The organism is Pseudomonas sp. SIMBA_067 (assembly GCF_046534675.1).
Classification (GTDB): Bacteria; Pseudomonadota; Gammaproteobacteria; order Pseudomonadales; family Pseudomonadaceae; genus Aquipseudomonas; species Aquipseudomonas putida.
Window position 1 is genome coordinate 398,683 of record NZ_JAWRYH010000002.1, and the last position, 19,833, is coordinate 418,515.

Sequence of the window (19,833 nt, forward strand, 5' to 3'; positions counted from 1 at the left end):
TAAACCGTTTGCCAAGCGCGAAATGCTGAAAATCTGGCAAAAAAATGCCCGGCAAGCCGGGCAAGTTTTTACCGCGTCGCAGTTACAGGTTGTAGCCGCGTTCGTTGTGCTGAGCCAGGTCGAGGCCGACCGACTCTTCTTCTTCGTTGACCCGCAGGCCCATCACCACATCCAGCACCTTGAGGATCACGTAGGTGACGATGGCGGTGTAGACCACGGTAAAGATCACGCCCTTGGCCTGGATCCAGACCTGCATGCCGATATCGGTGACGGTACCGAAGCCGCCCAGCGCCGGGGCTGCGAACACACCGGTAAGGATGGCACCGATGATGCCGCCGATGCCGTGCACGCCGAAGGCATCCAGCGAGTCGTCATAGCCGAGCCTGCGCTTGAGGGTGGTGGCGCAGAAGTAGCAGATCACACCCGAAGCCAAGCCGATCACCAGGGCGCCCATCGGGCCCACGGTACCTGCAGCCGGGGTAATGGCAACCAGGCCGGCAACCACGCCCGAAGCGATGCCCAGGGCGCTGGGTTTGCCGTGACCGATCCACTCGGCGAACATCCAGCCCAGTGCAGCAGCAGCGGTGGCGATCTGGGTGACCAGCATGGCCATGCCAGCGGTGCCGTTGGCGGCAGCGGCGGAGCCTGCGTTGAAGCCGAACCAGCCGATCCACAGCATGGCGGCGCCCATCAGGGTATAGCCCAGGTTGTGCGGGGCCATCGGGGTGGTCGGGTAGCCCTTGCGCTTGCCCAGCACCAGGCAGCAGACCAGGCCTGCGATACCCGCGTTGATGTGCACCACGGTGCCGCCAGCGAAGTCCAGTACGCCCCAGTCCCACATCAGTGCACCGTCACCGCTCCACACCATGTGCGCGATCGGCGCATACACCAGGGTGAACCAGATGCCCATGAACACCAGCATCGCGGAGAACTTCATGCGCTCCGCGAAAGCTCCCACGATCAGTGCCGGGGTGATGATGGCGAAGGTCATCTGGAAGGTGATGAAGACCGCTTCAGGGAACAGTGCGGTGGCCGACGTCAGGTTCTCGGGCGTGACGCCGCTGAGGAAGGCCTTGGAGAAGCCGCCGACGAAGGAATTGAAGTTGAGCACGCCCTTTTCCATACCGGTGGTATCGAAGGCCATGCTGTAGCCGTAGACGACCCAGAGAATGCTCATCAGGCCGGTGATTGCAAAGCACTGCATCATCACCGACAGCACGTTCTTGGAACGCACCATACCGCCATAGAACAGGGCCAGGCCCGGAATGGTCATGAACAGCACCAGCGCCGTTGCGGTCAGCATCCAGGCGGTGTCGCCGGAGTTCAGCGCTGGGGCAGCTTCCTCTGCCAGGGCAAGCCCGGGCATTACGAGGGACAATAGGGCTCCTAGCCCTGCGATCTTACGCAGAGTCATGTTGTTTTCTCCTGGGGCGTTGGGTTTGGTGAGGCTTTATTGCTGCTTAGATCGCGTCGGTATCGGTTTCGCCGGTACGGATGCGGATTGCCTGCTCCAGATTCACCACGAAAATCTTGCCGTCACCGATCTTGCCGGTGTTGGCTGCCTTGGTGATGGCTTCGATTACCCGATCAAGGTCCTTGTCATCGATGGCGACATCGATCTTCACCTTGGGCAGGAAATCGACCACATATTCAGCACCTCGGTACAGCTCGGTGTGGCCCTTTTGCCGACCGAAGCCTTTGACTTCGGTGACGGTGATGCCCTGCACGCCGATTTCCGACAGCGACTCGCGCACGTCGTCCAGCTTGAACGGCTTGATGATGGCTGTGACTAGCTTCATGAAACTCTCTCCCGATTTGGTGGACTTGCCCCAGGAAAACAAACCCGTCTCAAGTCTAAGCGCAGCGGTTGGCTTTGTAACGCGTCGTCGGCATCCGGCTCCGCGTGCGCACTGCTTGGTCACAAGGAACTGCATCAGTGCATGGCTCGTACAGGTCTTTGCAGAAACCTTGCCAGTTCCGGCAAATCACCGGAAAACAGCGAGTTATGCGAAAGGGTCGGGATTGGCCAGTCGCCAGCATGGTAAACATGCACAGTTTCGGTGCGCAGCGGCAGGGCGCATTGCGCGAAAAACGTGCACTCAAACGTCAGGTTTGTGCGTGCTACACTGCCGGCCATTTCTCAGTTTCAGTGGACAGCCCCATGCTTGCGCCCAAAGCCCTTCTCGATGCCCTGAGCGACCAGGCCTCGCGCCTGTTCAGCAGCGATACCGCCCAGCCCCGTGCAGAACTGGAAAGCCAGTTCAAGGTGCTGATGCAAGGCGCCTTCAGCAAGCTGGACCTGGTCAGCCGTGACGAATTCGACAGCCAGATGGTCGTGCTGGCGCGCACCCGCGCTCGGCTGGAGGCCTTGGAAAAACAAGTTGCCGAGCTGGAAGCACGCATGACGCCCGGCGCGCAAGAATAACTCGCGATACAAGGCGCTTTTGTCACTAATGTCAGCGCACGCAATGCTTTGAAGGCAAAGTCACCGACGTTCAGCCCGTCGCGGTCAGTGCCACGGTGTCAGGCCGAGGCCCCCATGCGGGCCGCCTCGAGGATTGCCTGTTTCGGCGGCAACTCGCTGGCATGCAAGGTGCCGCGAAACAAGGTCGCACCACACTGGGTAACCAGGTTCTTCACCCGGTTGTGCGAGTTGAGGATCTCGGCCTGGATGTCTTCGATGGCTGGATCCCCAGGCTGCAAGGCAGCCGCACGGTTGGCCCATTCGATAGCGGCAAAACGGCTCTGCTTGCGGGTGCCGCGCCCCTGCATCCAGGCCAACCCCAGTTCGGCACTGGCGCGCCCGGCAATCCACGCGTCCGGGTGCTCGACCAGGCTCGACAGGTAGGCAACCGCCTCGGATCGCTCCTGCGCTTCGCCAAACTGGCGCAACAGCATTCCCAGATGCAAGCGCGCGCGAGCATTGGTCTGCGGATTACCCAACGCATCGACCAGCAAGCGCCTGACGGCCAGCATGGCACTTCGATCATTCAAGTCCTCATCGCCATCCATGCGCAGGCAGGCGAGGTTGTACTTGGCCTGCCTGCTGCCCGCCTCTACCGCACGCTGCAGCCAATACTCAGCCGCCTCGTCATCCAGATAGTGCGCCGGGGTGTTGCCCAGGCCGCCGCTGTGCAGCTCGTACAGGCCAAGGGCAGCCCCCGGCAAGCTCAGCTCGGCACACCGCTCGTACAGGTAACACGCCACCTCATGCCGGTTGGCCGCCCACAGCAGCCGCGCCACAGCAAGCACCTCGAAGCCTGGCGCCTGGCCCGCGCGCTGGCGCGTTACCGCCACCTGCGACCATAGCCTTGCCTGCTCGGCCGAACGTGGCAGCCCCCACAGGCCGAAGCGATGCCCGGCAGCACGCATTGCACAGGCGCCAGCATGCGAGCGGCCTTCACACAGGCGCTCGATGGCGGTGCGCAACAGTTGGTGTTCATCTGCCATGCCATCGCGAAGTATCAGCCCGACCAAGCAGCGAAATGGCTCGCCCATGGCAGCGATGGCACCGTGATCGGCGTTACACGCCAAGCTCGCGGCGAAATCGCGCATACCGCCGGCATGGTCTTGCAAGGCACTGCTACGCAGCGCGCCTCGCCAAGCCAGCACAACGGCGCTTTCCCTTGGCCTTAGCGGGCGCTGCAACCAGGCATCGAACAGTTGCTGCCAGTCGGCGACAGCCTGCAACTGTTCGGTATGTGGCAGTTTCAGCCGGTCTTCGACGGCCATCCAGCGCAACGCATTGCGCAACGCTTCATCCCACGCCTCGCACAATGGCCCATTGGCCAACAGGTCTAACGCATCGAAGCTGGCGCCCCATCGGGGCAGCAGGTAATCGGCGTAGGCCTGGATCGCTTCAAAACAACCAGGGCGTGCCACCAGCGCATGGCGCAACCAGTAATAGCGTGGTGCTTCGTTTTCGTGATCGACCCGCCTGCTCAGGCACGCCGGCAACGCTTGGGGCAGCTCGGCCAAGGGCAACAACCCATGCTTCACCAGTAAGGGCGCCGCGGCTTCCTGCACTTCCACATCGGCATGGGCGCTGGGCCTGTACCGCGCAGGCTGCCCCTGAAACAGTTCGATCAACCAGCCAGGCTCGCGCAGCTGCGCACTGATACGCAGCATACCAATGGCAGCTGCCACGGGTTGTGCGCAGCGGTCCATTGCACACAACAGGTGCGCGGTCGCGGTTTCACATATTTGCTCGACGGCCAGCAAGCGCGCAGCGTTGCGCTGGCCAGCGTCCTGCACCTGGCAAGCCCGGTGGAAGCAGTGCATGCCCATTACCACCTGTGGGTGATAAGCCTTCGGGCAGGCGTGAATCCAGGCTTTGATGACTTGGCTCAGGGCCCTGTCACCCTGGTTTTCCGGGTCGACCAGCATGTGCCCTTCGATGGCCACAAGGTAGGCCGGAAACTCGCCCGGCGGGGCTTGGCGCCATTGCGCCTCAAGGCTGTCGAAAAAGCAGGTGAGTTCAATGAATGAATTGGCCTGCACCAGTTCGCGGATGACCTGGCGCGTGTGGGTGAGCGTTTGCACGGCGCAATACCTCAAGTCCATTTGAAAGAAGACGCTGTGCCATCCCATGGCAACGGCATTTGCCCAACAACACTAAGCCATACCCCGCACCTGCGCAAAGATTATTGGATCCATTTTTTGCCGATTTTTAAGAAAACACAGGGAAAAAACCTGCTCTGCAAAACCACGACGCACACTTGTTGCGCCTGTCGTGGCCACCATCGCTATCCTTGACCCAGCCGCAGGAAGCGGCCCTTTTCAGCGACAACGGAGCGACCATGTCCCTAGCCATCGTCCACAGCCGCGCCCAGGTGGGTGTGCAGGCACCCTCGGTCAGCGTCGAAACCCACCTGGCCAACGGCCTGCCTCATCTCACCCTGGTTGGCCTGCCAGAAACCACGGTCAAGGAAAGCAAGGACCGGGTACGCAGTGCCATCGTCAACTCCGGGCTGAACTATCCACAGCGGCGCATAACCCAGAACCTGGCCCCCGCCGACTTGCCCAAGGACGGCGGGCGCTACGACCTGGCCATTGCCCTGGGCATCCTGGCCGCCGACGGCCAAGTGCCAGCGGCCAGCCTTGCAGAGGTCGAGTGCCTGGGCGAACTGGCGTTGTCGGGCAAATTGCGGGCAGTGCAAGGCGTGCTGCCGGCGGCCTTGGCGGCACGCGAGGCGGGCCGCTCGCTGGTGGTTCCACGGGAGAATGCCGAGGAAGCCAGCCTGGCCGGCGGGCTGGTGGTGTATGCGGTGGGGCACCTGCTGGAGCTGGTCGCCCACCTGAACGGCCAAGTGCCGCTGGCGCCTTACGCGGCCAACGGTTTGGTCCTGCATCCACGTCCCTACCCTGACCTGAGCGAGGTGCAAGGCCAGCTGGCGGCCAAACGCGCATTGATGCTGGCGGCGGCTGGGGCGCACAACCTGCTATTCACCGGGCCACCCGGCACCGGCAAGACCTTGCTCGCCAGCCGCCTGCCAGGGTTGCTGCCACCGTTGGACGAGCACGAGGCGCTTGAGGTGGCGGCCATCCAGTCGGTCAGCGGGCATACACCGCTGAGCAGCTGGCCGCAGCGACCCTTTCGCCACCCCCACCACTCCGCATCCGGCCCGGCACTGGTCGGTGGCAGCAGCCGTCCGCAACCGGGCGAAATCACCCTCGCCCACCATGGCGTGCTGTTTCTCGATGAGCTGCCAGAGTTCGAGCGGCGTGTACTGGAGGTACTGCGCGAGCCGCTGGAATCGGGCGAGATCGTGATTGCCCGCGCCCGCGACAAGGTGCGCTTTCCGGCACGCTTTCAGCTGGTGGCGGCGATGAACCCATGCCCTTGCGGCTACCTGGGCGACCCTACTGGCCGCTGCCGTTGCAGCACCGAGCAGATCGCGCGTTACCGCAACAAGCTGTCCGGGCCGCTGCTGGACCGCATCGACCTGCACCTGACCGTCGCCCGCGAAAGCACCACGCTCAACAACCAGCCCTGTGGTGAAGCCAGTGCCGATGTGGCAGCCAGGGTGGCACAGGCGCGGGAGGTCCAGCAGCGCCGCCAAGGGTGCGTGAATGCCTTTCTCGACCTCGAAGGGTTGCGCCTCCATTGCGGATTGACGGCGGCGGACCAGGCGTGGCTGGAAGGGGCATGCGAACGGTTGACCTTGTCGTTGCGGGCAGCGCACCGGTTATTGAAAGTGGCGCGGACACTGGCGGACCTGGAGGGCTGTGAGGCGATCGGCCGGCCACATCTGGCCGAGGCCCTGCAGTACCGGCCGGGAAATAACTAGATTGCCGGGGCCGCTCTGCGGCCCATCCGACCGGTCCGGCGCCCTCGCAAGGCCGCTCGTAAAAGGGACTGGTGGCACATCACTGACTACCCGCCAATGCCTCTTCAACCACCTTCAGCAACGCCTCTTCAGAGAAAGGCTTGCCCAGGCAGGCCAGCGCCCCGAGGCTCATCGCCGAATGCACCGCGCCATCATCCCAATGCGCCGACATGCAGATCACCGGCAAACGCCACTCCCGCCGCGCCAGTTCACGCTGCACGTCCAGCCCACCCATGCCAGGCATCTTCAGGTCGAGCAACACACAACCCGCCTGCCGCGCCAGCTCCGAGCCCAGGAACACAGCGCCCGCAGCAAACGAAAAGGTCTCGAACCCGGCCGAACGCAACAGGTTAGCCAGGCTTTTGCGCACCGAAGCATCGTCGTCGACGATGCACACCCATCTGTTCATGCGCCGCCCAGGCCCTCAGGCCGCGCCCCGATAATGGTGTGCATGGCCACCAGTTCGACCAGCGAGCGGGACTGCATCTTGTTCATGATGTTTTTCTTGTGCACCTTGGTTGTCACTTCGCTGGTGCCGATCTGCCTGGCGATCTGCTTGTGCGACAAGCCATCGACCACCAGCGAGAAAACCTCGCGCTCACGCGGGGTCAGGCGCTGGTACTTTTCCTCGACCTGCCGCGCGTGGCGCCATTTACGCCCATCAGCCACGGCCCTGTGCCGCACGGCCTGTAGCAGCGTCAGCAGCTGGTCTTCGTCAAAAGGCTTGGTCAGGAATTCCACAGCACCGGCTCGCATGGCCTGCACCGTCATCGGGATTGTGCCGAAGCCCGTCATGAACACGATTGGCCAGGGCAGTGCCAGCCGGCGCAGTGCATCTTGCACCTCAAGCCCGTTGGTATCGGACAGGTGCATGTCCAACAGGAGGCAGGCATAGGGGGTTTCCAGGCGGGCGTCGAACAGCGCCTCGGCACTGGCAAACAGATGATGCGGGATATCCTGCGAGCGCAGCAGGCGGCCCAGTGCCGTTCGCACCGACGGGTCGTCGTCCACAACCAGCACCGGCACATGAGCGCTGTGATCCAACGCCTCAAGGCTGTCGGCCGCAGCACACAGCGGCGACTGGACCTGCGCCTGGCAAGGGACATCGAAGCTGATCTCGGCGGCCAGGCGGTAACCCCGCCGCGGCACAGTCTGGATCAGCCCACGGTCGCCAAAGGCTTTACGCAGCAGAGACACCTGCACCTGCAGGTTGTTGTCCTCGACCACGGTGCCGGCCCACACCTGGCTGAACAGCTCGTCCTTGCCGACCACCCGGCCCTTGGCCTTGATCAGCGTGGCCAGCACCTCGAATGCGCGCCCGCCCAACACGATCGGCTTACCGTCGAGAAACGCTTCGCGCCGCTCCAGCGACACCTGGGCATTGCCTATTCGGATCATGGCTTCCTCGCACGGGCACGGGCGTTTGCGCCGCCCCGGGCAGCCTAGGCCGACGCACACATTGAGACAATTATCCCGAGGGATAGGTTGGCCCAAGCACTATACAAGTGCCGGTCGGCCCTCAGGGTACGATAACGGACAATAGCGTGCCCGTTCCTGCCAAGCGGGCTGCAACCCTCATCCGTACTGGGCTCGCTGCGTATACTCGCGCGTCAGGATGTCGCTGCCAGGGGGTTCCAGATGCTCGATGAACGCCTCGCTCACAGGCCCATCGATTTTGACCAGTCGATTGACGAGGGCTGGCTGAACCGGTGCGCTGTCACACCGCTGGGCCAGGAGGGCGAGCTCAGCTACTTCCGGCTGAGCGACGCCGTCACCGGCCAGTCGTGGATCGCTGCGCGCGCTCCGCTCGACGCACCCGCAGCCTGCCAGCGCCTGGAGCGTGACTACCAACTACAGCTGGACCCTCAGTGGGCGGTAATCCCCTCGGCGTTCGTGCGCTCGGCCGAGGGCCCGCTGCTGGTGTACCCGGCCGGCCACTCCATTGCCGACCTGCTGAGCGAAGGCCCGGCGGCCCTGGAGCCGTTTCTCGACATCGCGGTGAACGCCGCAAGGTCCCTGGCCCGGGCCCACGAACGCAATGTGCTGCATGGCGCATTGCAACCCGAACATGTGTGCCTGCAAGGCCCTCAGCGGGTGCGCCTGGGCTGCTTTCGCGCAGGCCCGGCGCAACTGATCAGCGAACAGGGCACCCCGCTCGGCAACTGGTCCTACCTGGCGCCGGAGCAGGTTTGCCCCCATGGCAGCAGCAGCGACCGGCGTAGCGACATCTATGCCCTGGGCGCTATCCTTTACCAGCTGTTGCTGGGCGAACTGCCGCTGGCGGGGCGCGACACCCAACACTGGCGCCAACTGCATGCAGGCGTGCAGCCAAGGGCAGCCTGCGAAGTGGACAGCAACGTGCCGCAGCCTCTGAGCCGGATCCTGGCCAAGGCCCTGGCCAAAGAACCGGACGCGCGATACCAGAGCGCTCGCGCCTTGGCAGTAGACCTTGCCTACTGCCAGCGGCAATGGGCCAGCAGCAAGACCATGGCAGCGTTCACCCCAGGCTGCGCCGACCCGGTCGCGCCCAACCGCACACGCCTGTATGGCCGCAGTGCGGAACAACAAGCCATTGCCCTGATGCTCAAGGGCCTGCGCCGCCACAGCACGCCACAAGCGCTGTTCGTCAACGGTGCCGCCGGCATGGGCAAGTCGAGCCTGGTCGAGGCCGCGCTGAAGAGCAACGCCCACGGCTACTGGGCCATCGGCAAGTGCAATAGCCTGGCCCAGGCCGTGCCCTATGCGCCTTGGGTGGAGATCCTCGGCGCGCTGACCAACCAGCTGCTGGCGAAGAACAGCCAGGACCTCGACACCCTGCGCGGCGAGATCTTGCGCCGCATCAAAGGCCACGGTCGGCTGCTGGGCAAGCTGGCGCCAGACCTGCAATTGATACTCGGCCCACTGCCCGCGCTGCCAGCAAAACCCACGCGCCTCGCGCTGCAGAAGGAATTACAGGCGATCGTAGAGTTCCTGCAGGTGTTCAGCCGCCCTGGTCAGCCACTGGTGCTGTTTCTCGATGACATGCAGTGGGCCGACGACGCCACGCAGCAGCTGCTGGCACAGCTGCTGGCACAGGCGCCCGCTAACCTGTTGCTGATCTTTGCCCGGCGCACTGACGCACAAGCTAGCAGTGCACAACCCGCCATGCCCGCAGGCGTGCGCAGCACCACCCTCAACCTGCGCCCGCTGGCCGTTGGCGCGGTGGCCCAGCTGATCGGCGAACGCTACCACGTCGCCCCCGACCAGACCTTGCAACTGGCCGAACTGGTGCACGACAAGACCGCCGGCAACCCGTTTTTCATCAACCAGATCCTCAGGGCGATGGTCGAGGACCAGTTGTTCACCTTCGATACCCAGGCCATGCGCTGGTCGTGGTGCCTGCAGGCCGTGGCCCGGCACCGCTATTCCGACAATGTCGCCGACCTGATGGTCCACCGCCTGGTGCGCCTGCCCGCGCCCCAGCGCGACGTACTGCGCATCGTCAGCGCAGCAGGCAACCGATGCGATGAACGCTTGCTCCGCCGGGTCCTTGCACAAGCGACGGGCGAACCGTTGCAGGCCTTGATTGGCGCAGGCTTCCTGCTGCCGAGCCAGAACGGCCTGGGCTTTGCCCACGACCGGGTGATGGAAGCGGCTTATCAACTCACGCCCTTGCGCGAGCGCGAATCGCTGCATGCATGCATTGCCCAAGCCATGCTGCAAACCTGGCCAGAGCACTTGCACGAGGTGCTTTTCGAGGCCGCCCACCAACTGCAACGCGCCAGCCCACGCGGGTTTTCAGCGGATGACTGCGAAGTGTTCCTGCAGCTTTTACGTGAAGCGGCATTGCGCGCGCGCGACAGCGGCGCCTTTGCACAGGCTGCGGGTTACCTGCACACGGCCGAGCAGCTGCTGCACCACGGCAGCACCCTGGAAAGCCGCGCCACGCACGGCTTTGCCATCGCCTGCATGGCGGCGGAGTGCGACATGCAACTGTCGCGCATGGCTGCGGCCGAGGCCCAGCTCAGCGAGTGCCGACAGCGCGCACGTTCGGCGCTGGATCGGGCCCGGCTGTGCCAGTTGCAGGCCCGCCTGTTCACCTTGCAGAGCGACTATCAGGCAGCCATCGACAGCGCCTTATCAGGCCTGGAACTGCTGGGTATCCGCCTGGCACGCGGCGTCGACAGGCAACAGGTAGAAGCCAGCCATGCCCGTGTGCTGGCCATGATCGAACAAAAGGGCCGCCACTGCCTGGAGTCGCTGCCGCGTGCCGACTCGGAGCAAGTGGCAGTGGCGATCGGCCTGCTGGCCACGCTGTCGTCATCGTTCTTTGTCCAGGACGACCTCGGCTTCCTGCACCTGGCCAAGCTCATGGAGTTGTCGCTGCTGCATGGCGTTGCCCCAGGCAGCACTTACGGCCTGGCCTGGTTCGGGGTGATGATCGCCGAGCGTTTCGGTGCCTACCACGACGGCCATGCCTATTGCCTGGCCGCGCTGAAGCTGATCGAGCGGCACGGCTTCGAGGGCGACCTGACCAGCGCGTTGCTGGCCCTGGACCAGGTCAGCGCCTGGACTTCGCCGATGGAGTTCGCCCGCCGCACCGCACTGGAAGCGGTCGACTCGGCACGCCTGAGCGGCGACCTGGCGATGGGCTGCTATGCCCGCAACCATCTGGTCTCCGACTCGCTGTTCATGGGCCGCTATCTGCCGGACGTCGCTGAGGAAGTGAAACAGGGCCTGGCCACCGTTCGCCGTTGCGGCTACAGCGATATAGAACAGATCCTGCGGGCCCAGCAAGCGTTCGTCGCCAACCTGAGCGGCGCAGCCTGCGTGGCCTCGACCACGCCGGTCAACTCAGCGACCACGCTGTTTTTCCGGCACCTGTTCACAGGCATGTCGGCCTTCTACCTGGGCAACATCCCACACGCCATGCGCCACCTGGCCAAGGCCGGTGACAATGCCTGGGCGGCGCCTGCGCATATCAACCTCGCCGACTACCACCTGTTCCACGGCCTGGCCCTGGGCAGCCCGGAGGCCCCCGCCAGCCTGGCCGACAAGCTGAGCGAGCTGCGAGGCTTGCGTGAGCGTTTCAGTCGCTGGGCCGGCTTCAACCCGGCGACCTTCCGCAACAAGCTGCTGCTGATCGAAGGCGTCATCGCCAAGCTTGAAGGTGACGGCCTGGCCGCCATCCGTTGCTTCGACCAGGCGCAGATCGCCGCCACCGCAGCGGGCTTCATCCACGAGCAGGCCCTGGCCCATGAACAGCTGGCCGAGGTGTGCATCCCCAGCGGTTTGATTTCCGGCGCCAACCTGCACCTGCGCATCGCCCGCGACTGCTTCCATATCTGGGGTGCGACGGGCAAGGTCCATCAGCTGGAGGCCTTGCACCCGTTTCTGCGCACCCAGCCCATCCAGGAGACCTACCGCGCCACCCACCAGGCCAAGCTCGACCTGGAAGCCGGTATCGAAGCCGCGCGCGCGTTGTCCGAGGAAGTGCTGCTCGAAGGCCTGATCGAGACCCTGATGGGCCACCTGACCCAGCATTCCGGTGCCGACCACGGCGCGCTGTTGATCGTCAGCGGCGCCGAATTCCAGATGGCCGCCCTCGCCTATATCGACGATGCCGGCCTGCACGTCAGCATGGACAACTGCCAGAAGTTCATGACCCAGGCACCGCTGTCGATCATCAACACCACCATGCGCACGCGCAAGCCGCTGGTCCTCAATGATGCCCAGAGCGATTGCCCCGAGGCTTTCCGCCAGGAGCTGCAGGCGCGCAACGCACGTTCGGTATTGTGCCTGCCGCTGGTGATCCAGGGCGTGCTGATCGGCTTGGTGTACCTGGAGAACCGCATGGTACCCAACTTGTTCGGCAGCCAGCGCCTGGCCATGCTGGAAATCCTCGCCTCGCAGGCAGCGGTCTCGCTGCAGACCGCCAAGTTCTATACGCGCCTGGCCGAAGACAACCAGAGCCGAGCGCAGATGGAAGCCGAACTGCGCCGCTCACGGGCGGAACTGGCGCGCAGTGCGCACCTGCAGGCGATGAACGAGCTGTCGGCGTCCATCGCCCACGAGATCAGCCAGCCGCTGCTGGGCATCACCTCCAACGCCGCCGCCAGCCTGCGCTGGCTCAAGCGCGCCAAGCCCGACCTGGAAGAGGCAATCGCCGGCCTGGAAGACATCCGCAACGACAGCGAACGTGCCGCCAACATCGTGCGTGCATTGCGCTCGCTGGCCAAGCAGTCGCCGATGCAACTCCAGGCGGTGAAGCTGGACGAGCTGATCCGCGAGGTGGTGCGCTTGACTTCGGCCGATGCCGCCAAGGCCACGGTTGACGTGCAGACATGCCTGCACGCGGGGGTGACCGTGACGGCCGACCCGGTGCAGTTGCAGCAGTTGGTGTTCAACCTGATCACCAATGGCCTGGAAGCGCTGGCGGGGTATCGCAGCGATGGCGTGCTGCGGATTGCGTCGACGGTGGCCGGGGATGAGGTGGAGCTCTGTGTGGACGACAACGGGCCAGGGATTGCACCCGAGGAACGGGAGCAGGTATTCGGGGCGTTCTACACCACCAAGAGTGGTGGCATGGGGATGGGGCTGGCGATCTGCAGTTCGGTGGTGCAGGCCCATGGCGGGCAGTTGCAGGCGCTGTTGTCTGAGTTGGGTGGATGTCGGATTCGCTTCACTCTGCCTGTGAATCCTGCTTAGCCTGTACCGGCCAATCGCCGGCAAGCCAGCTCCCACAGGGGACTCCACAGTATTCAACCCTGGCGCTGTACCTGAGGGAGCTGGCTTGCCGGCGATTGGGCCGCACAGCGGCCCCGCTCTAAATCAGCGCGAGGTCAATGCCGAATAGCTGTTCATCAGGTTGCGGTAGTTAGGAATGCGCTGCGACAGCAGGTTACCCAACCCTTCGATGTCATTACGCCAGTCGCGGTGCAGCTCACAGGCCACCGAGAACCAGTTCATCATCTGCGCGCCCGCCTGGGTCATGCGCACCCATGCCGCCTGTTGCACGGTTTCGTTGAAGGTACCCGAGGCATCGGTCACCACAAACACTTCAAAGCCTTCAGCCAGTGCCGACAAGGTCGGGAAAGCCACGCACACATCGGTCACCACGCCGGCGATGATCAGCTGCTTGCGGCCGGTGGCCTTGATCGCCTTGACGAAGTCTTCGTTGTCCCAAGCGTTGATCTGGCCTGGGCGGGCAATGTACGGCGCGTCCGGGAACATCTCTTTCAGCTCGGGTACCAGCGGGCCGTTCGGGCCTTGCTCGAAGCTGGTGGTGAGAATGGTCGGCAGGCCGAAGAACTTGGCCAGGTCCCCCAGGGCCAGCACGTTGTTCTTGAACTCGTTGGGCGAGAAGTCCTGCACCAGAGAGATCAGGCCGGTCTGGTGATCCACTAGCAGGACCACGGCGTCGTCTTTGTTCAAGCGCTTGTAATCGGGTTGGCTCATGGGGTGACTCCTTGGGTTGGGAATACGGGCCGGCACTGTCCGCAAGGGCTTATACCGGTGGATAGCTTCGGCTTAAGGAATGGCCTGCGCCTGGCGCCAGGCCTTGGGCGGCTGGCCAACCAGGCGGCTGAACGCGCGGGTGAAATGGGCCTGGTCGCAAAAGCCGCACTCCAGGCTCACATGGGTGATCGGGACCTCTGTGGCAAGCAGGCGCTTGGCCTTTTCCATGCGCGCCAACAGGCGCCAGGCCTGGGGCGAGAGGCCAGTGTTGACCTTGAAGGCACGGGAGAAATGGCTGCGGGTGAGGTTGCACACGCCAGCGATCTCGATGATCGACAGCGAGCTGCGCAGCATCAGTTCCTTGGCCTGGCGCAAGCGTGCGGGCGTCAGTGCGCCGGTGGTTTGCAGCGGCTCTTGGGGCGTGCCGTGGTGCATGGCGACTCTCCTCTTGAATGCAGAAAGTCTCGCCCCCGGCACATGACAAAGTCCTGAGCCAAAGCTGAATTGTTCTTAATTGTGCGCAGCGGTATACCGTAAGATGCAGGCTGTACTCAGCTACCGAACGAAGAAGCATGCAGGTAAACGCTCACCGCACCGTGGCCATGGTGCTGTTCAACGACGTGCTGTTGCTGGACGTCATCGGCCCGATGGATGCATTCGCCATCGCCAACCGGTTTTTGCCGGCAGAGCGGCAATACCGGCTGCTCACCCTGGCCGAAGGGCAGGCAGCGGTGCGCGGCTCATGCGGGCTGAAAGTGGTGGCAGACCTGCGCCTGGAAGACCTGCCAGAAGCCGTCGACCTGTTGCTGGTACCCGGCGGCCCGGGGGCGTATGACACCGCCGTACCAGCGCTGGAGCGCTGGTTGCCACAGGCGGTGCGCAGTGCCAGGCGCTTTGGTGCCATTTGCACTGGGGTATTCCTGCTGGGCCGGGCCGGGCTGCTGGACGGCTACCGCTGCACCACCCACTGGAACTACGTGGAGCGCCTGGCACGGGCGTTCCCCGAGGCCAAGGTCGAGACCGAGCAGATCTACGTGATCGACCGCTGCCTGATCACCTCGGGCGGAATCACCGCAGGGATCGACCTGGCGCTGGCGGTGGTGGCCGAGGACCACGGTAAGGCATTGGCCCTGGAAGTGGCCAAGGTGCTGTTGGTCGCCCGCCATCGCCAGGGCGGGCAAACGCCATACGGGCCGTTGCTGGCAGCGGTACCGCGTGATGATTCGCCCATTGCCCGGGTACAGGCGCACATCGTCGACCATATCGAGCAGGCGCTCACCGTGCAGAACATGGCCGAACTGGTGGCCATGAGCAGCCGAAATTTCGCCCGCACGTTCCAGCGCGAGGTGGGAATAACGCCGCTTCAGTACCTGCAGAATGCCCGGATCGACCGGGCGCGCAAGCTGTTGGAAGGCAGTGACCTGCCGTTGAAGGTGGTGGCGGCGCAGTGTGGGTTTGGCAGCGACCGGCATTTGCGCAAGGTGTTCTGTGAGCGTATTGGCATGACGCCGGCGCAGTATCGGGCGCAGTTTGGTGGCGATGAATAGTTAGATCTGCACCGCCTTCTTCGCGGGCGTGCCCGCGAAGAGGCCGCCACAGACTGTCACCTGTAATGGGACAATCTTTCTCCCCTAAAGCAGATTGTCTACCACGCCCACATTCCCCAGAATCTTCGGCCAAACTGTTCAAACGCTGCCCCGGCAGCTCATGGAGTAAGCGCCAATGCCACACGAAGGCAGCCTTCTGCAAACCGCGGTGATCTTTCTGCTCGCCGCGGTCGTCGCCGTCCCCTTGGCCAAGCGCCTGCAACTGGGGGCTGTGCTCGGCTATCTGCTGGCCGGTGTGGCCATCGGCCCGCAGGCGCTTGGCCTGATCCGCGACACCGAAAGCGTGGCGCACATTTCCGAGCTGGGCGTGGTCCTGCTGCTGTTCATCATTGGCCTGGAACTGTCGCCCAAGCGCCTGTGGCTGATGCGCAAGTCGGTGTTCGGTGTCGGTACCGCCCAGGTGCTACTGACCGGCGCGCTGATCGGTGCCATCGCCCTGTTCGGCTTCAGCCAGACACTGCCGGCAGCCATCGTGCTCGGCTTGGGCCTGGCGCTGTCGTCCACCGCCCTTGGCCTGCAAAGCCTGGCCGAGAGCAAGCAGCTCAACGCCCCGCACGGCCGCCTGGCGTTCGCCATCCTGCTGTTCCAGGACATCGCTGCGATCCCGCTGATTGCCTTGGTACCGCTACTGGCCGCCAGTGGCCCGGACACCAGCCACGGCGACAGCCTGCAACACGGCCTGAAGGTATTCGCCAGCATCGCCGTGGTGATCATCGGTGGCCGTTACCTTTTGCGCCCAGTGTTCCGTACCGTGGCCCGCACCGGCCTGCCGGAAGTGTCTACTGCCACCGCACTGCTGGTGGTAATCGGCACGGCCTGGCTGATGGAAGAGGCCGGCATTTCCATGGCCTTGGGCGCCTTCCTCGCCGGCCTGCTGCTGGCCGACTCGGAATACCGCCACGAGCTGGAATCACAGATCGAGCCGTTCAAGGGCCTGTTGCTGGGGCTGTTCTTCATCAGCGTGGGCATGGGCGCCAACCTGCGCCTGCTGCTGGAAATGCCGCTGGTGGTGCTGGGCCTGACCCTGCTGCTGGTCGCGGTAAAGCTGGTGCTGCTGATAGGCGTCGGGCGCGTGGTCGGTGGCCTGAACAGCGCCAGCGCCCTGCGCCTGGGCATGGTGCTGGCGGCCGGTGGCGAGTTCGCCTTCGTGGTGTTCAAGCTGGGCAAGGACCAAGGCCTGTTCGACACTCAGACCTACGACCTGCTGCTGATGACCATTACCCTGTCGATGGCCATCACCCCGCTGCTGATGCTGGGTTGCGCCCGCGCCCTCAAACGCCCGCAACCGGCGCGTGAAGTGCCCGAGCAGTACAAGCAGATCCAGACGGATACACCGCGGGTGGTGATCGTCGGCATGGGCCGCATGGGCCAGATCGTCGCGCGTATCCTGCGGGCGCAGAAGATCCCGTTCATAGCGCTGGAAACCTCGGTGGATGCCATCGAGATGACCCGTATGTTCGAACAGGTGCCGGTGTTCTACGGCGACCCGTTGCGCCCGGAGGTGCTGCATGCCGCCAAGGTGGGTGAAGCGGAGTATTTCATCATCACCATTGATGACCCTGAAGCCGCTATTCATACCGCCGAACGAGTAAAGCGCCTGTACCCACACCTGAAGGTGCTGGCCCGGGCACGTAACCGCCAGCATGTGCACAAGTTGGTGGATGTTGGCGCCGAGCCGATTCGCGAGACGTTCTACTCCAGCCTGGAGATGACCCGCCGCGCACTGGTGGGGTTGGGCTTGAGCGATGAACAGGCCGCGGACCGGATTGCGCGGTTTACCCAGCATGACGAAGAAGTGCTGGTGGCCCAGGGGCAGGTACGCGATGACCGGGCCAAGGTGATGCAGACGGCCAAGGAGGCGCGGGTGGAGCTGGAGCGGTTGTTTGATTCGGATGCGGATTGAGGGTTTTTGTCGTACGCCTTGAGGGTTGTGGTGCCTGTGAGATCGAGCGCCGCCCGCGCGGCGCTTCGCAGCACAAGGCTGCTCCTACATCTATTTCGGGCCAATTATTCCTGAGCCCTAGGCGCGCGGCCCTCTTGGTTCTCACCTCAATAACGTGTCGAACAAACAAGGCGTTCGCGCGCGCTGGTGCAGGCGTCACTGGCCCGAAACAGATGTAGGAGCAGCCTTGTGCTGCGAAGCGCCGCGCGGGCGGCGCTCGATCTCACAGGCGCCAAAAACCTATCGCCTGGCACCTGGAGGCCATCCTGCAACCTCCTGACGATCACTCGCCGCCATTACGCGCACCCAAAAAAACCATCACAGAATCGTCCGATTCTCAGCAAGGTCCTACTTTCCAGCCAACCATTTCCTACGTTAACGCCGCCCCCGAGGATTTATCCTACACACCGTGTCGACGCCCGTCTGATTGTCCGGGGAAGGCCTGCTCTCTAGGCTGACCGGGTCGCTGTCGGTTCAGCGATCGGGTGTGGAAACCCGTCTGATCTGAGGTGCTGTCTTCAATGGCAGCTGTGCGCGGGAGGCCGTATGGCCTACCGGGTTGCCTCCGACCGGTTTTCCACCCCGCGTACAGCTGCCACCCTTCGTGTGGAAACGGATGGTTGCAGGTCAACCCTGTGAGGTCACTCCAATGAAAAGAATCGTCCCCGATCCCCCCCTTCCCGAAACCACACAACGCCCTTTCAGCCGCTGCGATGCCGGCCATCCCCCATTGTTCACAGTAAACCCGGGTGTCTCCGCCCACGACGCCCTGGTGCATGTCGCCCAGTACCTGCGCGGCGCCTACGACTGCGGCTACAAAGCCTTGGAGCATCTGGATGACACCGGCAAAAGCCTATTCTGGAGCAACCTGAATGCAATCGAAATGGCAGAAGGATTGGTTGAGGCACTGCTGGATGGGATTGAGTCACAGCCAATAAGTTGAAGCGCATTGGATAAGCTTTGAGCAGGCTGCAATGATCAGCCTGCTCTACCGACATTCAGGAAACGACCTACAAAACGCGTCACCCTCCGTCTGATTGTTCGGGGAACACTTCGCCATAGGCTCACCTGGCCCGCCGCCGCATCAGCGACTGTTCCCCGTCAGGTATCTCATTGAGCCCCAAAAACCCAGCCGCAACAATTGCCGAGAACAAAGGCCAGATGTCCTGGCTGGACGAACAACTACCCGCCCTCAGAACACTTGCGCGCGATCTACGCACACAGGCTATCGAAGAACTAGCGCCTGCTGATTCGCATGACGCTGCAATCGAGGTTGCTGCGCAGCAGCTGGGCTTCGACAGCGAAAAAACTGAGGAAGTAAGCATCAGCAGCCCAATGGGCGACATCCGGATTCTGCGCAGCTGTATCCACCACATCGTCGAGAAGAGACAGGACGCCCGGGAACGCTATGTGAAAGTAGCGCTGGATACGTTAATCGGACCATTTGAGGTATGGAAGGTCGCTTACACCAATGATACCTGCAGACTGGCGTTCATCGGCGCCTACGAAACCAGGCGGCAGATGCTGGTAATCGTGACACTCGACAACGGCAAAATGCTGTGGAATTTCATGCAGTGCGATGCAAAAGCATTGAATAAACATCGCCACGGAAAGCTGCTCTACAAGCGGTACACTTTTTTGCCGACGAAAAAAAAGGGCCACTGTCACCAGTGGCCCTGTATTTGCGCTTGATATTCATATACACACCCTCAAGCGGGGGTGTGGAGGTCTCACCCGACGCTGATGATTCAGCCATCGACGGGGTTCCTACGCCAGCTAGTGCCGCTGAATGGCAGCTGGTTTCGCGCTCAAGTCAAACGCTAACAACACTCTACGATCAAGTCAACGATAGCGCCTCAGGGGAGGCCAATCATCAGGTTACTTAGTGTTACTTACCCGCAGTCACCGCGTTATAGCTGGTCATCAGGTTGCGATAATCCGGAATGTGGTTGGAGCACAGCGCAGCCAGCCCTTCGACATCGTTGCGCCAGTCGCGGTGCAGCTCGCAGGCCACGCCGAACCAGGTCATAAGCTGCGCACCCGCCTGGCTCATGCGGTCATGGGCAGCATCGCGGGTCATTTCGTTGAAAGTGCCGGAGGCATCGGTCACCACGAACACATCGAACTCTTCTTCCAGCGCCGACAGCGCCGGGAAGGCTACACAGACCTCAGTCACCACACCGGCAATGATCAGCTGCTTCTTGCCAGTGGCTTTCACCGCCTTGACGAAGTCTTCGTTGTCCCAGGCGTTGATCTGGCCTGGGCGGGCGATATACGGCGCATCCGGGAACAGCGCTTTCAGCTCTGGCACCAGCGGGCCGTTAGGGCCTTGCTCGAAGCTGGTGGTGAGGATGGTTGGCAGGTTGAAGAACTTGGCCAGGTCAGCCAGGGCCAGTACGTTGTTCTTGAACTTGTCCGGCTCGATGTCACGCACCAGGGACAGCAGGCCAGCCTGATGGTCGACCAGCAGTACGGCAGCGTCGTCTTTGTTCAGGCGGTTGTAGGTGAATTTGCTCAT

At 63.2% G+C, this 19,833-nt stretch carries 15 protein-coding genes; 7 read left to right on the forward strand and 8 right to left on the reverse strand.

Going from position 1 to position 19,833, the window contains the following annotated elements; all coding sequences use genetic code 11:
• Positions 1–82: 82 nt before the first annotated feature.
• Together SB765_RS07110 and glnK are read right to left on the reverse strand one after the other, a co-directional pair.
• A complete protein-coding gene (locus tag SB765_RS07110; RefSeq protein WP_016502193.1) occupies positions 83–1,414 on the reverse strand; it encodes an ammonium transporter in 1,332 nt (443 codons plus the stop codon).
• A gap of 46 nt (positions 1,415–1,460) precedes the next feature.
• The gene (gene glnK / locus SB765_RS07115; RefSeq protein WP_002555808.1) at positions 1,461–1,799 is read right to left on the reverse strand and encodes a P-II family nitrogen regulator; all 339 of its coding nucleotides are present in this window, start codon (positions 1,797–1,799) and stop codon (positions 1,461–1,463) included.
• Positions 1,800–2,161: 362 nt separating this feature from the next.
• On the opposite strand from glnK, the gene SB765_RS07120 reads away from it, so the two are divergent.
• A complete protein-coding gene (locus tag SB765_RS07120) occupies positions 2,162–2,425 on the forward strand; it encodes an accessory factor UbiK family protein (protein WP_049273661.1) in 264 nt (87 codons plus the stop codon).
• A gap of 98 nt (positions 2,426–2,523) precedes the next feature.
• On the opposite strand, the gene SB765_RS07125 is transcribed toward SB765_RS07120, so the two are convergent.
• Positions 2,524–4,542, reverse strand: a complete 2,019-nt coding sequence (locus SB765_RS07125; protein ID WP_410931119.1) for a DUF4034 domain-containing protein — start codon at positions 4,540–4,542, stop codon at positions 2,524–2,526.
• Between the two features lie 257 nt (positions 4,543–4,799).
• Between SB765_RS07125 and SB765_RS07130 the strand changes: the two genes are divergently transcribed.
• A complete protein-coding gene (locus SB765_RS07130) occupies positions 4,800–6,290 on the forward strand; it encodes a YifB family Mg chelatase-like AAA ATPase (protein ID WP_341797094.1) in 1,491 nt (496 codons plus the stop codon).
• 79 nt (positions 6,291–6,369) lie between these two features.
• Here SB765_RS07130 and SB765_RS07135 read toward each other — a convergent pair whose 3' ends face one another.
• Together SB765_RS07135 and SB765_RS07140 are read right to left on the reverse strand one after the other, a co-directional pair.
• The gene (locus tag SB765_RS07135; protein ID WP_341797095.1) at positions 6,370–6,738 is read right to left on the reverse strand and encodes a response regulator transcription factor; all 369 of its coding nucleotides are present in this window, start codon (positions 6,736–6,738) and stop codon (positions 6,370–6,372) included.
• Positions 6,735–7,727, reverse strand: coding sequence for a response regulator (locus SB765_RS07140; RefSeq protein ID WP_341797096.1), 993 nt, complete (start codon positions 7,725–7,727; stop codon positions 6,735–6,737). Before SB765_RS07140 ends, SB765_RS07135 begins: the two co-directional genes overlap by 4 nt.
• A 240-nt stretch (positions 7,728–7,967) precedes the next feature.
• On the opposite strand from SB765_RS07140, the gene SB765_RS07145 reads away from it, so the two are divergent.
• Positions 7,968–13,016, forward strand: a complete 5,049-nt coding sequence (locus SB765_RS07145) for an AAA family ATPase (RefSeq protein WP_410931120.1) — start codon at positions 7,968–7,970, stop codon at positions 13,014–13,016.
• Positions 13,017–13,139: 123 nt separating this feature from the next.
• Here the strand turns inward: SB765_RS07145 and ycaC (SB765_RS07150) are convergent, their stop codons facing one another.
• Positions 13,140–13,766, reverse strand: a complete 627-nt coding sequence (gene ycaC / locus SB765_RS07150) for an isochorismate family cysteine hydrolase YcaC (RefSeq protein ID WP_043198991.1) — start codon at positions 13,764–13,766, stop codon at positions 13,140–13,142.
• Between the two features lie 72 nt (positions 13,767–13,838).
• Complete coding sequence (locus SB765_RS07155) at positions 13,839–14,201, reverse strand: helix-turn-helix domain-containing protein (RefSeq protein WP_086978482.1); 363 nt, start codon at positions 14,199–14,201, stop codon at positions 13,839–13,841.
• Positions 14,202–14,338: 137 nt separating this feature from the next.
• On the opposite strand from SB765_RS07155, the gene SB765_RS07160 reads away from it, so the two are divergent.
• The 4 genes from SB765_RS07160 to SB765_RS07175 all read left to right on the forward strand — a co-directional run bounded on the left by SB765_RS07160 (position 14,339) and on the right by SB765_RS07175 (position 19,007).
• A complete protein-coding gene (locus tag SB765_RS07160) occupies positions 14,339–15,313 on the forward strand; it encodes a GlxA family transcriptional regulator (RefSeq protein ID WP_341797099.1) in 975 nt (324 codons plus the stop codon).
• Positions 15,314–15,488: 175 nt separating this feature from the next.
• Entirely contained in the window at positions 15,489–17,276 is a 1,788-nt protein-coding gene (locus SB765_RS07165) for a monovalent cation:proton antiporter-2 (CPA2) family protein (protein ID WP_410931121.1), read from the forward strand.
• Between the two features lie 688 nt (positions 17,277–17,964).
• Positions 17,965–18,258 (forward strand): hypothetical protein, encoded by a 294-nt coding sequence (locus SB765_RS07170; RefSeq protein WP_341797101.1) that lies wholly within the window; start codon positions 17,965–17,967, stop codon positions 18,256–18,258.
• A gap of 170 nt (positions 18,259–18,428) precedes the next feature.
• Positions 18,429–19,007 (forward strand): PBECR2 nuclease fold domain-containing protein, encoded by a 579-nt coding sequence (locus SB765_RS07175; RefSeq protein ID WP_410931122.1) that lies wholly within the window; start codon positions 18,429–18,431, stop codon positions 19,005–19,007.
• A 196-nt stretch (positions 19,008–19,203) separates the two neighbouring features.
• Here the strand turns inward: SB765_RS07175 and ycaC (SB765_RS07180) are convergent, their stop codons facing one another.
• Complete coding sequence (gene ycaC / locus SB765_RS07180; protein WP_284359198.1) at positions 19,204–19,833, reverse strand: isochorismate family cysteine hydrolase YcaC; 630 nt, start codon at positions 19,831–19,833, stop codon at positions 19,204–19,206.

Coding starts and splice junctions, on each gene's coding strand:
- SB765_RS07110 (WP_016502193.1), bottom strand. CDS start 1,414: ATGACTCTGCGTAAGATCGCAGGGCTAGGAGCCCTATTGTCCCTCGTA.
- glnK (WP_002555808.1), bottom strand. CDS start 1,799: ATGAAGCTAGTCACAGCCATCATCAAGCCGTTCAAGCTGGACGACGTG.
- SB765_RS07120 (WP_049273661.1), top strand. CDS start 2,162: ATGCTTGCGCCCAAAGCCCTTCTCGATGCCCTGAGCGACCAGGCCTCG.
- SB765_RS07130 (WP_341797094.1), top strand. CDS start 4,800: ATGTCCCTAGCCATCGTCCACAGCCGCGCCCAGGTGGGTGTGCAGGCA.
- SB765_RS07135 (WP_341797095.1), bottom strand. CDS start 6,738: ATGAACAGATGGGTGTGCATCGTCGACGACGATGCTTCGGTGCGCAAA.
- SB765_RS07140 (WP_341797096.1), bottom strand. CDS start 7,727: ATGATCCGAATAGGCAATGCCCAGGTGTCGCTGGAGCGGCGCGAAGCG.
- SB765_RS07145 (WP_410931120.1), top strand. CDS start 7,968: ATGCTCGATGAACGCCTCGCTCACAGGCCCATCGATTTTGACCAGTCG.
- ycaC (WP_043198991.1), bottom strand. CDS start 13,766: ATGAGCCAACCCGATTACAAGCGCTTGAACAAAGACGACGCCGTGGTC.
- SB765_RS07155 (WP_086978482.1), bottom strand. CDS start 14,201: ATGCACCACGGCACGCCCCAAGAGCCGCTGCAAACCACCGGCGCACTG.
- SB765_RS07160 (WP_341797099.1), top strand. CDS start 14,339: ATGCAGGTAAACGCTCACCGCACCGTGGCCATGGTGCTGTTCAACGAC.
- SB765_RS07165 (WP_410931121.1), top strand. CDS start 15,489: ATGCCACACGAAGGCAGCCTTCTGCAAACCGCGGTGATCTTTCTGCTC.
- SB765_RS07170 (WP_341797101.1), top strand. CDS start 17,965: ATGAAAAGAATCGTCCCCGATCCCCCCCTTCCCGAAACCACACAACGC.
- ycaC (WP_284359198.1), bottom strand. CDS start 19,833: ATGAGCAAATTCACCTACAACCGCCTGAACAAAGACGACGCTGCCGTA.